Origin of the sequence: Streptomyces purpureus (genome assembly GCF_014648195.1) — a bacterium.
GTDB classification, from domain to species: domain Bacteria; phylum Actinomycetota; class Actinomycetes; order Streptomycetales; family Streptomycetaceae; genus Streptomyces; species Streptomyces purpureus.
This window is the reverse complement of record NZ_BMQQ01000039.1, coordinates 1-12,598: the sequence shown is the minus strand read 5'-3', so window position 1 is coordinate 12,598 and position 12,598 is coordinate 1. Positions and strand designations below refer to the sequence as shown.

Below are 12,598 nucleotides of genomic sequence, written 5' to 3'. Positions count from 1 at the left end.
CGGGGCTTCGCGAAGCTGTGGGCCGCACCCGCGTGGCGAACGCAGATCGTGTGCGGTCCGGGGTGCCGGACGGGAGCGGAAGAGAGGGCCCGCTGGGTCCCTTCCGGCGATCAAGTCATCCGGTCGTCAGCCACTCACGCGGCCGACCGGAGTACAGCTGAAAGTGCTCAGCCCTGGAGGGAGGCAACCTTCGACGCCAGCGCCGACTTCTTGTTGGCGGCGGCGTTCTTGTGGATGACACCCTTCGAGACAGCCTTGTCGAGCTGACGAGAGGCGGCGCGAGTGGCCACAGTGGCCTTCTCGAGGTCGCCGGCGGCGACAGCCTCACGGGCCTTGCGGATCGCGGTCTTGAGCGACGACTTGACGGCCTTGTTACGCAGGCGCGCCTTCTCGTTGGTCTTGTTCCGCTTGATCTGGGACTTGATGTTCGCCACGAAAGAGCCTTTGCAGGTTCGATGATCTTTGATCTTGAAGTGCGTCCCGCACTGAGAGGGCACGAGACACAGCTGTCCACGTTACCAGCCCCCGTACGGGCCGCCCAAACCGGGCCCTGGTCCCGGTCCGTGGGACCATGGAACCTACGTATCGATCCGACCATCGCCCCGAGACGAGACCTTGCGTGCCCGCGACTCCTACCAACGTGCCTGAGCCGAGCCGTACCGACCCGGCGCTGATCCGCAATTTCTGCATCATCGCGCACATCGACCACGGCAAGTCCACCCTTGCCGACCGGATGCTCCAGCTGACCGGCGTGGTCGACCAGCGGCAGATGCGCGCCCAGTATCTCGACCGGATGGACATCGAGCGCGAGCGCGGCATCACGATCAAGTCCCAGGCCGTGCGTCTTCCGTGGGCGCCCACCGAGGGGCCGGACGTGGGCACCACCCACATCCTGAACATGATCGACACCCCAGGCCACGTCGACTTCACCTACGAGGTCTCCCGCTCCCTGGCAGCCTGCGAGGGCACGATCCTGCTCGTCGACGCCGCCCAGGGCATCGAGGCGCAGACGCTCGCCAACCTCTACCTGGCGATGGAGAACGACCTCACCATCGTCCCGGTGCTCAACAAGATCGACCTGCCCGCCGCGCAGCCGGAGAAGTTCTCCGAGGAGCTCGCCAACCTCATCGGCTGCCAGCCCGAGGACGTGCTCAAGGTCTCCGCCAAGACCGGTGTCGGCGTCGACGTGCTGCTCAACCGGGTCGTCAAGGACGTGCCGGCCCCGGTCGGCGTCAAGGACGCCCCGGCCCGCGCGATGATCTTCGACTCGGTCTACGACTCCTACCGCGGTGTCGTCACCTACGTCCGTGTCGTCGACGGCCAGCTCAACAAGCGCGAGCGCATCCGGATGATGTCCACCGGCGCCACGCACGAGCTGCTGGAGATCGGCACCAACTCCCCGGAGATGCTGCCGGCCGACGGCCTGGGCGTCGGCGAGGTGGGCTACCTCATCACCGGTGTGAAGGACGTCCGCCAGTCCAAGGTCGGTGACACCATCACCACCCTGAGCAAGGGCGCCACCGAGGCGCTGGGCGGTTACAAGGACCCCAAGCCGATGGTGTTCTCCGGCCTGTACCCGCTGGACGGCTCGGACTACCCCGAGCTGCGTGACGCCCTCGACAAGCTCCAGCTCAACGACGCCGCGCTGGTCTACGAGCCGGAGACCTCCGCCGCGCTGGGCTTCGGCTTCCGCGTCGGCTTCCTCGGCCTGCTCCACCTCGACGTCATCCGTGAGCGGCTGGAGCGCGAGTTCGGGCTCGACCTGATCGCCACCGCCCCCAACGTGGTCTACCGCGTGGTCATGGAGGACGGAACGGAGCACACGGTCACCAACCCGAGCGAGTTCCCCGAGGGCAAGATCGCGGACGTGTACGAGCCTGTGGTCCGCGCCACGATCCTCGCCCCGAGCGAGTTCATCGGCGCGATCATGGAGCTCTGCCAGACCCGCCGCGGCACCCTGCTCGGCATGGACTACCTCTCGGAGGACCGGGTCGAGATCCGCTACACCCTCCCGCTCGCCGAGATCGTCTTCGACTTCTTCGACCAGCTGAAGTCCAAGACCCGCGGCTACGCCTCCCTCGACTACGAGCCCACCGGCGAGCAGAGCAGCTCCCTGGTCAAGGTCGACATCCTGCTCCACGGCGACAAGGTCGACGCCTTCTCCGCCATCACCCACAAGGACGCGGCCTACGCGTATGGCGTACGGCTCGTCGCCAAGCTGCGTGAGCTCATCCCGCGGCAGGCGTTCGAGGTGCCCATCCAGGCGGCCATCGGCTCCCGGGTCATCGCCCGCGAGACCATCCGCGCCATCCGCAAGGACGTCCTCGCCAAGTGCTACGGCGGTGACATCTCCCGTAAGCGGAAGCTGCTGGAGAAGCAGAAGGAAGGCAAGAAGCGCATGAAGATGGTCGGCTCGGTGGAGGTCCCGCAGGAGGCCTTCATCGCCGTCCTCTCCAGCGACGACTCGGCCGGCGGCAAGACCAAGAAGTAGTTCACCGGCCCGTGGAGCAGTTCACCGGCGCGTGAAGTGGTTCACCGGCGCGTACGCGCGCGAAGCGCCCGTTCGGTTCACGGACGGGCGCTTTTGCGTACCACGATCACGCGCGGGTGCCGCAGAGTCGTTATGAAGCGGGTATGAACCGCCGGGCCGCAGCCCCTTACGCGGCGGACCCCCGCGCTCTAACCTGATCCCGCCCGAGGGTTACTCGCCAGTTAAACAATCATCCCGTCGTGCAGCCCTGCCGCAAGCCGCCCGGAGGACGTCGTGAGCGACACACAGAACCTGATCGAGAACCGACCGCCCTCCGTGGCGACCCTCTTCCTGGAGCGCGTGGCGAAGACCCCCGACGCGGAGGCCTATCGCTACCCGGTTCCCTCGGCCACCGGCCAGGGCCCCGACGACTGGAAGTCCCTCAGCTGGGAACAGGCCGCCGAGCGGGTCTACGCCATCGCGGCCGGTCTGATCGACCTGGGAGTACGTCCCGAGGAGCGCGTCGCGCTCGCCTCCGCCACCCGCGTCGAGTGGATCCTCGCCGATCTCGGCGTCATGTGCGCCGGCGGCGCCACCACCACGGTCTACCCCCAGACCAACGCCGAGGAGTCCGCCTACATCCTCGCCGACTCCGAGAGCCGGGTCCTGATCGCCGAGGACGCCGCCCAGCTCGCCAAGGCCCGTGAGCGCCGCGCCGACCTCGGCCACCTCGCCCATGTCGTCGTCATCGACCCGACCGGCATCGAAGAGGGCGCCGAGGGCGACCCCGAGGGCTGGGCGCTCAGCCTCGCCGAGCTGGAGACGCGCGGAAAGGCGTACCTGGAGAAGCACCCCGAGGCGGTCAAGGAGCGCGTGGAGGCCATCACCCCCACCCAGCTCGCCACCCTCATCTACACCTCCGGCACCACCGGTCGCCCCAAGGGCGTACGGCTCCCGCACGACAACTGGTCGTACATGGCCAAGGCGATCGCCGCGACCGGGCTGGTCACCGGCGAGGACGTCCAGTACCTCTGGCTGCCCCTCGCGCACGTCTTCGGCAAGGTGCTGACCTCCGGCCAGATCGAGGTCGGCCACGTCACCGCCGTCGACGGCCGCGTAGACAAGATCATCGAGAATCTGCCGGTCGTCCAGCCGACCTACATGGCGGCCGTGCCCCGGATCTTCGAGAAGGTCTACAACGGGGTCGCCGCCAAGGCCCGGGCCGGCGGCGGCGCCAAGTACAAGATCTTCCAGTGGGCCGCGGGTGTCGCCCGCGAGTACGCCAAGGTCAGCCAGGACAACTTCCGCCGCACCGGCACCGCCTCCGCCCCCTTCGGCCTCACCGCCAAGCACAAGGTCGCCGACGCCCTCGTCTACAAGAAGCTCCGCGAGGCCTTCGGCGGCAACCTGCGCGCCGCCGTCTCCGGCTCCGCCGCGCTCGCCCCCGAGATCGGCTACTTCTTCTCCGGCGCCGGCATCCACATCCTGGAGGGCTACGGCCTCACCGAGTCCAGCGCCGCCTCCTTCGTCAACCCCGGCGAGGCCTACCGCACCGGCACCGTCGGCAAGCCGCTGCCCGGCACCGAGGTCCGCATCGCCGACGACGGCGAGATCCTGCTGCGCGGCCCCGGCATCATGGAGGGCTACCACGGCCTGCCTGAGAAGACGACCGAGGTCCTGGAGGCCGACGGCTGGTTCCACACCGGCGACATCGGCGAGCTCTCGCCCGACGGCTACCTGCGGATCACCGACCGCAAGAAGGACCTGATCAAGACGTCCGGCGGCAAGTACATCGCCCCCGCCGAGGTCGAGGGCCAGTTCAAGGCCGTCTGCCCGTTCGTCTCCAACATCCTGGTCCACGGCGCCGACCGGAACTTCTGCACCGCCCTGATCGCCCTCGACGAGCCCGCCATCCTCGGCTGGGCCGCCGACAACGGCCTCGGCGGCAAGTCCTACGCCGATGTGGTCGCCGCCCCGCAGACCCAGCGGCTCATCCAGGGCTACGTCGACCGGCTCAACGAAGGCCTGCAGCGCTGGCAGACCATCAAGAAGTTCCGGCTCCTGCCGCGCGACCTCGACATCGAGCACGGCGAGCTGACGCCCAGCCTCAAGCTGAAGCGCCCGGTGGTCGAGCGCACGTACAAGGGCCTGATCGACGAGATGTACGCCGGGTCGCGCGAGTCGTAGCGGCACCGGTCACGGGGACGGGCGGGGGCGCCCGTCCCCGTGACCTGTCTCCGCCGAGTTCGATGACTCGGCGCTTATGGGCGGGCTCTGTCTGTCACTCTGTCGGTGTCCAAGCGGCGCAACGCCACAGCCGACCAGGAGCAGCACAGTGAGGTCCATTCCCTCGCAGTCCGCGCAACCGTCGCGGCTGATGCACCGGGAGACCGCTCGCCCCGCCGTGTCCTCGGTGGTCCGTACCGGGCTGCCCGGCGATCCGTTCACCCCGGCCGCCGCCCGGCGCTTCGCCCGGGCCGCGCTCGACGAGTGGGCCGACACCGTCCCGCTCGACTTGACCGTCGCCGACGACGCCGTGCTGGTCGTCAGCGAGCTCGTCACCAACGCCGTCGTCCATGCCGGCACCGCCGTCGAGCTCGTCGTACGGCTCGCCGAGGACGCCGAGGACGCTCCGGCGGCCGTCGTCGTGGAGGTCTCCGACCACCACCCGACCCGTACGGTCGCCGGCCGCGACCCGGCCGGCACCGCCCACGGCGGCGGCCTCCACCTCGTCGCCGCGGTCTGCGAGTGCTGGGGTGTCACCTACCGCCCCGGCCTGAAGACGGTCTGGGCGCGTGTCCCCCTGGACGGCCGTGGGCCGGGCCCCCACCACCCGCCCGGCCAGCCCGGCCGGCGGCCCGTCGTCCCCTTCGCCCCGGACTCCACCGCCGAGGCCGCCGTCGGCCACCCGTACGACGAGGACGACACCGACACCGACCGCGACTGGGACGGCCGCAGCGCCCTGTCCTTCCTCGCCGAGTCGTCCGAACTCCTCGCCGGCCAGCTCGACGAGGACATGGTCGCCGCACTCGCCGGGCAGCTCCTCGTCCCGCGCGTGGCCCACTGGTCCGCGTTATGGCTGGACCCCGAAGGCACCGGACCGGTCGCAGGCACCGGACCGCGCCCCGGCGGCGTCTGGCACATCGACGAATCCGCCACCGAACGCCTCCGCAACGCCCTGAGCAAGGAAGCGCCCCAGGTACCCGACCCCACCCGGACCGGGGCCGTGCCCGTCCCCTGGCCGTACGACGCCGACACGGAGACCGGCAGCGCCCTCGCCTACCCGCTCGTCGCGGGCGGCCGCGGACTCGGCACCCTCATGATCGGACGGCGCGGACCGCACCCGGTCCCCTCCGGCGTCACCACCCTCGTCGAGGACTTCGCCCGCCGCGTCGCCCTCGCCATCGGCGCCGCCCGCCGCTACGCCCGTCAGGCCACCATCAGCCGGGTCCTCCAGCGCGGCCTGCTGCCCAGCCAGGTCGCCCGGATCCCCGGCGTGGACAGCCACGTCGTCTACGAGCCCAGCGACGACTCCGTCGCCGGCGGCGACTTCTACGACATCTTCCCGGCCGGCGGCACCGGCGACCGCTGGGGCTTCATGCTCGGCGACGTCCAGGGCAGCGGCCCCGAAGCCGCCGTCGTCACCGGCCTCGCCCGCCCCTGGCTCCGGCTGCTCGCCCGCGAGGAACACCAGGTCGGCGAGGTGCTCGACCGCCTCAACGGCCTCCTCCTCGACGACGCCACGGAGGCCGCCGAGGCCGCCGCGCTGATGGCCGCCGCGGCCGGCGGCCAGGACGTCCCCGACCGGCCCCAGCCCCGCTTCCTGTCCCTGCTGTACGGCGAGATCACCCCGCTGGGCGCGGACGGCGGCGCTCGCTGCACCGTGGCCTGCGCCGGGCACCCGCTGCCCCTGCTGCTCCGGCCCGACGGGACCGTACGGCAGGTCGCCGAGCCGCAGATCCTCCTCGGCGTCGTCGGGGACGTCGCCTACGAGAGCCACACCTTCGACATGAAGCCCGGCGACACCCTGCTCTGCGTCACCGACGGGGTGACCGAGCGGCGCTCCGGCGGCCGGATGTTCGACGACGGCGACGGCCTGGAGCGGGCGCTCGCCGACTGCGCCGGCCTCACCGCGGAGCAGACCGCGGACCGGATCCGGCAGGCCGTCCACGCCTTCGGGGACGCGCCCGTCGGCGACGACCTGGCCCTGCTGGTGCTCCAGGCGCGGCGGCCGGGCGAGGGGTAGCGCGGCGAGGGTGGGCGAGCGGAGACGGTCGCCGGGTGAGTGGGGGAGGGCGCCCTCCTGGGCGGCACGAACCGGAGACCGTCGCCGGTGACGGACAATGGGCGGTATGCCTTCCGTACTGCCCGATGGTGAGCCCATGCCCGAGGACGGGGCGCTGCCCGCGTCCGCCCTGGAGGGTGCGGCGTCGCGTCCCCTCGGGTTCTATCTGCACGTGCCGTACTGCGCGACGCGCTGCGGCTACTGCGACTTCAACACCTACACCGCGAGCGAGCTGCGCGGCAGCGGAGGGGTGCTCGCCTCCCGCGACAACTACGCGGGCCAGGTCGTCGAGGAGATCCGGCTCGCCCGCAAGACCCTCGGCGACGACCCCCGCCCCGTGCGGACCGTCTTCGTCGGGGGCGGCACCCCGACGCTGCTCGCCGCCGGCGACCTCGTACGGATGCTGGACGCCGTCCGCGACGAGTTCGGGCTCGCCGACGACGCGGAGGTGACCACCGAGGCGAACCCGGAGTCCGTGAACCCCGCGTATCTGGAGGAGCTGCGGGCGGGCGGCTTCAACCGGATCTCCTTCGGGATGCAGAGCGCGAAGCAGCACGTCCTGAAGATCCTCGACCGGACGCACACCCCCGGCCGGCCCGAGGCGTGCGTCGCCGAGGCGCGCGCGGCGGGCTTCGAGCACGTCAACCTCGACCTGATCTACGGCACGCCGGGGGAGTCCGACGAGGACTGGCGCGCCTCGCTCGACGCCGCGATCGGCGCGGACCCGGACCATGTCAGCGCGTACGCGCTGATCGTCGAGGAGGGCACGCAGCTCGCGCGGCGGATCCGGCGCGGCGAGGTCCCGATGACGGACGACGACGTCCACGCGGACCGGTACCTGATCGCCGAGGACGTGCTGTCCGGGGCGGGCTTCGACTGGTACGAGGTGTCCAACTGGGCCACCTCCGAGGCCGGCCGCTGCCTGCACAACGAGCTCTACTGGCGCGGCGCGGACTGGTGGGGCGCGGGCCCGGGGGCGCACAGCCACGTCGGCGGCGTGCGCTGGTGGAACGTCAAGCACCCCGGCGCGTACGCGGCGGCGCTGGCGTCCGGTAAGTCGCCCGGCGCGGGCCGCGAGGTCCTGACGGACGAGGACCGGAGGGTGGAGCGGGTCCTGCTGGAGCTCCGGCTCCGCGAGGGCGTGGAGCTGGGGATCCTGCGCCCCGGGGGCCTGGAAGCGGCCCGCCGGGCCCTCGCGGACGGGCTGCTCGACCCGGAGGCGTACGCCACGGGGCGCGCCGTCCTGACCCTTCGCGGGCGGCTGCTGGCGGACGCGGTGGTACGGGACCTGGTGGACTGACCCCTCGGGCGGGTGAATCGGTGCGGAACGCCGGTTCGGTGCCTAACCTGGCTCGTAGGCTGCCGCGGACAGGACGCGGCGGATGCGGAGGGCCACGGAGATGACCGCTGTGGATGAGCGTGGGATGACCAAGTACTTCGAGGGGTTCGAGCCGCCCGATGGCGTCAAGGTCGAGCTTCTCCGGGGGGTCATCGTGATGATGGCGGCGCCTGACCTTGTGCACAACATGATCATGGAAGGCCTGGTGGACCAGCTTCCCCGCAGTCGGTGGGCTCGACTCCAGACTCAGGACGTCGACATCGTCGGCGAGGCCAGCGAGCCCGTACCGGACCTGGTGGTTGTCGCGCGCGATGACGTGCCGACCTCAGGCCCCTTGCCGTCCCCGCTGATCACGATGGTCGTCGAGGTGGTGTCCAAGTCCAGCGTCCACCAGGACTACGTGGTCAAGCGGTCGATCTACGCGGCGGGAAGGGTGCCCGCCTACCTCGTCATCGACCCCGTCATGGCGCACAGCGTGCTGCTGACGAGGCCCGCGGGTGACGGTGAGGACGCCGACTATCTGAGCCAGGAGATCACCAAGTTCGGCGACTCGCTGCCGCTGGAAATCCTCGGCCTCGAAGTGGACACCAGCGAATTCGGGACGTACGCGGGCGTCAGGCCTCACCGCTATCCGTGACGAAGTCGATCAGCTCCTCCACCCGCCCCAGCAGCTCCGGCTCCAGGTCCTTGTAGCTCCGCACCCGCGACAGGATGTGCTGCCAGGCCGCGCCCGTGTTCTCCGGCCAGCCCAGAGCGCGGCAGACGCCCGTCTTCCAGTCCTGGCCCCGCGGGACCCGGGGCCACGCCTCGATGCCCAGGGACGACGGCTTCACCGCCTCCCACACGTCGATGTACGGGTGGCCCACCACCAGCACGTGCTCGCCCGTCACCGCGGCCGCCAGGCGGGACTCCTTCGAGCCAGGCACCAGATGGTCCACCAGCACCCCCAGGCGCGCGTCCGGGCCCGGGGCGAAGTCGGCGACGATCGCGGGGAGGTCGTCGATGCCCTCCAGGTACTCGACGACCACGCCCTCGATCCGCAGGTCGTCGCCCCACACCTTCTCGACCAGCTCCGCGTCGTGCCGGCCCTCCACATAGATGCGGCCCGCACGGGCGACACGCGCGCGTGCCCCCGGAACCGCGATCGAACCGGACGCCGTACGGGCCGGACGCGCCGGCACCGCCGCCGAAGGGCGCACCAGCGTGACGACCTTGCCCTCCAACAGGAAACCGCGCGGCTCCATCGGGAACACCCGCCGCTTGCCGAACCGGTCCTCCAAGGTCACCGTCGGACCCTGCGCCGTCTTCTCCGTACGGATGACCGCCCCGCAGAAGCCCGTCCCCACCTCCTCCACCACCAGATCGACCTCGGCGGACACTTCGGGAACGGCCGACGGCCTCTTCCAAGGGGGCGTCAGATCAGGGCTGTAGCTGCGCATTTCGCCGACGCTACGACACCGCGAAGCGCCTCGCCAGCTCATCGCGCTGCGTCCGTACGAACGCCGCGTCGACGACCGCGCCGTGCCCGGGGACGTACACCGCCTCCTCGCCGCCCAGCGCCATCAGCCGGTCCAGCGCGGCCGGCCAGCGCGACGGGATCGCGTCCGGGCCCGCCTGCGGCTCGCCGGACTCCTCGACCAGGTCACCGCAGAAGACGACCTCGGGGGAGCCGGGGACCAGCACCGCCAGATCGTGGCCCGTGTGCCCCGGGCCGACGTTGGCAAGCAGCACCTGCCGGCCCCCCAGGTCCAAGGTCCACTCCCCGGACACGAGATGGTGAGGCAACACCAGCACGTCCACCGCCTCGACCGCGTCGTGCTCCGACACCCCCTGCCGTACCGCGTCCAGCCGCAGCCCCTCACGGTCGGCCCGCAGCACCCCGTCGACGCCCACGGCTCCGTACACCCGCGCCCCGGAGAACACCGCCGAGCCCAGGACATGATCGAAGTGGGGGTGACTCAGTGCGATGTGCGTCACTCGCCGACCGGTCATCGCCTGGATCTGGGACCGCAGCTCGGCGCCCTCGCGGAGCGTGGAGCCCGTGTCGTACAAGAGCACCCCTTCCTCGCCGACGACCAGTCCGACCGTCGCGTCCCAGACCGGAAGGCGCCTGCGGCCCACCCCGTCGGCCAGCCGCTCCCACCCGAACTCTTCCCAACCGATGTCCATACCGAGACGCTATCGGCAACACCGTCACGACGAACCGCGCCCCGTGACCGGTCGACCATGCCGCCGGTCTCCTTGCCAGGAGCGCCGCCCCCCGCCGTACACTGACCGGGGGATGCTGGCACTCGGACAGGGTGAGTGCCAGGCGAACGACTGGAACGACCGGAAACCGCAGCTGGAGGTGAGCGCGATGCTCAGCGAACGCAGACTCGAAGTGCTCCGCGCCATCGTCCAGGACTATGTCGGTACCGAGGAGCCCGTCGGCTCCAAGGCGCTCACCGAGCGCCACGCCCTGGGCGTCTCCCCGGCCACGGTCCGCAACGACATGGCCGTCCTGGAGGACGAGGGATACATCGCCCAGCCGCACACCAGCGCCGGGCGGATCCCCACCGACAAGGGCTACCGCCTCTTCGTCGACCGGCTCGCCGGCGTCAAGCCGCTGTCGACGCCCGAGCGCCGGGCGATCCACAACTTCCTCGACGGCGCCGTCGACCTCGACGACGTCGTCGGACGTACGGTCCGGCTGCTCGCGCAGCTGACCCGGCAGGTCGCGGTGGTGCAGTACCCCTCGCTGACCCGCTCGACCGTGCGGCACGTGGAACTCCTCTCGCTCGCCCCCGCCCGGCTGATGCTCGTCCTGATCACCGACACGGGACGGGTCGAGCAGCGCATGATCGACTGCCCGGCCCCGTTCGGCGAGACCTCCCTCGCCGATCTGCGGGCCCGGCTCAACAGCAGGGTTGTCGGGCGCCGCTTCGCGGACGTGCCGCAGCTGGTGCAGGACCTGCCCGAGTCCTTCGAGACGGAGGACCGCGGTACGGTCTCGGCCGTGCTGGCCACCCTGCTGGAAACCCTCGTCGAGGAGCACGAGGAGCGGCTGATGATCGGCGGCACCGCCAATCTCACCCGCTTCGGACACGACTTCCCGCTGACGATCCGGCCGGTGCTGGAGGCGTTGGAGGAGCAGGTGGTGCTGCTGAAGCTGCTCGGCGAGGCCAAGGACTCGGGCATGACCGTACGGATCGGGCACGAGAACGCCCATGAGGGCCTCACGTCCACGTCCGTCGTCGCGGTCGGCTACGGTTCGGGCGACGAGGCAGTCGCCAAACTCGGCGTGGTCGGACCGACCCGCATGGACTACCCCGGAACGATGGGAGCGGTACGCGCAGTGGCACGTTACGTCGGACAGATCCTGGCGGAGTCGTAAGTGGCCACGGACTACTACGCCGTGCTCGGCGTACGCCGCGACGCATCGCAGGACGAGATCAAGAAGGCGTTCCGGCGCCTCGCCCGCGAGCTTCACCCGGATGTGAATCCGGACCCGAAGACGCAGGAGCGGTTCAAGGAGATCAACGCCGCGTACGAGGTCCTCTCGGACCCGCAGAAGAAGCAGGTCTACGACCTCGGCGGGGACCCGCTCTCCGCGTCCGGCGGCGCCGGTGGCGGTGCGGGCGGCTTCGGGGCCGGTGGCTTCGGCAACTTCTCCGACATCATGGACGCCTTCTTCGGCACGGCGTCGCAGCGCGGGCCGCGCTCGCGGACGCGCCGCGGCCAGGACGCCATGATCCGTCTGGAGATCGAGCTCAACGAGGCCGCCTTCGGTACGACGAAGGACATCCAGGTCGACACGGCCGTCGTCTGTACGACCTGCTCCGGCGAGGGCGCGGCGCCCGGTACGTCGGCGCAGACGTGTGACATGTGCCGCGGCCGCGGTGAGGTCTCCCAGGTCACCCGGTCCTTCCTGGGCCAGGTCATGACCTCCCGCCCCTGCCCCCAGTGCCAGGGCTTCGGCACGGTCGTGCCGACCCCGTGCCCCGAGTGCGCGGGCGACGGGCGCGTGCGCTCCCGCCGGACGCTCACGGTCAAGATCCCGGCCGGTGTCGACAATGGCACCCGCATCCAGCTCGCGGGCGAGGGCGAGGTCGGCCCGGGCGGCGGCCCCGCCGGCGACCTGTACGTCGAGATCCACGAGCTGCCGCACTCGGTCTTCCAGCGCCGGGGCGACGATCTGCACTGCACGGTCACGATCCCGATGACGGCGGGCGCGCTCGGCACGAAGGTGCCGCTGGAGACCCTGGACGGCGTGGAGGAGGTCGACATCCGGCCCGGTACGCAGTCCGGCCAGTCGATCCCCCTGCACGGCCGCGGCGTCACGCACCTGCGCGGCAACGGACGCGGCGACCTCATCGTCCACGTCGAGGTCCAGACGCCGTCGAAGCTCGACCCCGAGCAGGAGCGGCTGCTGCGCGAGCTGGCGAAGCTCCGCGGCGAGGAACGGCCGCTGGGTCAGTTCCAGCCCGGCCAGCAGGGCCTGTTCTCGCGGCTGAAGGACGCGTTC

General features: G+C 70.9%; 10 protein-coding genes. 7 read left to right on the top strand and 3 right to left on the bottom strand.

Annotation, left to right across the window (positions count from 1 at the left end; translation table 11 throughout):
* Window positions 1-167: 167 nt before the first annotated feature.
* Entirely contained in the window at window positions 168-434 is a 267-nt protein-coding gene (rpsT, locus tag IEZ01_RS31305; RefSeq protein WP_019886202.1) for a 30S ribosomal protein S20, read from the bottom strand.
* A gap of 185 nt (window positions 435-619) precedes the next feature.
* On the opposite strand from rpsT, the gene lepA reads away from it, so the two are divergent.
* The 5 genes from lepA to IEZ01_RS31280 all read left to right on the top strand — a co-directional run bounded on the left by lepA (window position 620) and on the right by IEZ01_RS31280 (window position 8,731).
* Window positions 620-2,491: a translation elongation factor 4 gene (gene lepA / locus IEZ01_RS31300; protein ID WP_028797515.1), complete on the top strand. Its 1,872-nt coding sequence runs from the start codon at window positions 620-622 to the stop codon at window positions 2,489-2,491.
* Window positions 2,492-2,764: 273 nt separating this feature from the next.
* Complete coding sequence (locus IEZ01_RS31295; RefSeq protein WP_019886200.1) at window positions 2,765-4,657, top strand: AMP-dependent synthetase/ligase; 1,893 nt, start codon at window positions 2,765-2,767, stop codon at window positions 4,655-4,657.
* 190 nt (window positions 4,658-4,847) lie between these two features.
* Complete coding sequence (locus IEZ01_RS31290) at window positions 4,848-6,716, top strand: SpoIIE family protein phosphatase (RefSeq protein ID WP_229833309.1); 1,869 nt, start codon at window positions 4,848-4,850, stop codon at window positions 6,714-6,716.
* Between the two features lie 97 nt (window positions 6,717-6,813).
* A complete protein-coding gene (gene hemW / locus IEZ01_RS31285) occupies window positions 6,814-8,055 on the top strand; it encodes a radical SAM family heme chaperone HemW (protein WP_189205083.1) in 1,242 nt (413 codons plus the stop codon).
* Window positions 8,056-8,137: 82 nt separating this feature from the next.
* Complete coding sequence (locus IEZ01_RS31280; protein ID WP_189205081.1) at window positions 8,138-8,731, top strand: Uma2 family endonuclease; 594 nt, start codon at window positions 8,138-8,140, stop codon at window positions 8,729-8,731.
* Here the strand turns inward: IEZ01_RS31280 and IEZ01_RS31275 are convergent.
* Both IEZ01_RS31275 and IEZ01_RS31270 read right to left on the bottom strand, forming a co-directional pair.
* A complete protein-coding gene (locus IEZ01_RS31275) occupies window positions 8,709-9,533 on the bottom strand; it encodes a DUF3097 domain-containing protein (protein ID WP_189205079.1) in 825 nt (274 codons plus the stop codon). The genes IEZ01_RS31280 and IEZ01_RS31275 overlap by 23 nt on opposite strands.
* Before the next feature lie 10 nt (window positions 9,534-9,543).
* Complete coding sequence (locus IEZ01_RS31270; RefSeq protein ID WP_189205077.1) at window positions 9,544-10,263, bottom strand: MBL fold metallo-hydrolase; 720 nt, start codon at window positions 10,261-10,263, stop codon at window positions 9,544-9,546.
* 187 nt (window positions 10,264-10,450) lie between these two features.
* On the opposite strand from IEZ01_RS31270, the gene hrcA reads away from it, so the two are divergent.
* Window positions 10,451-11,467, top strand: a complete 1,017-nt coding sequence (gene hrcA, locus IEZ01_RS31265) for a heat-inducible transcriptional repressor HrcA (protein WP_028797511.1) — start codon at window positions 10,451-10,453, stop codon at window positions 11,465-11,467.
* On the top strand, window positions 11,468-12,598 hold a 1,131-nt coding region (gene dnaJ, locus IEZ01_RS31260), incomplete at its 3' end, for a molecular chaperone DnaJ (RefSeq protein ID WP_189205076.1).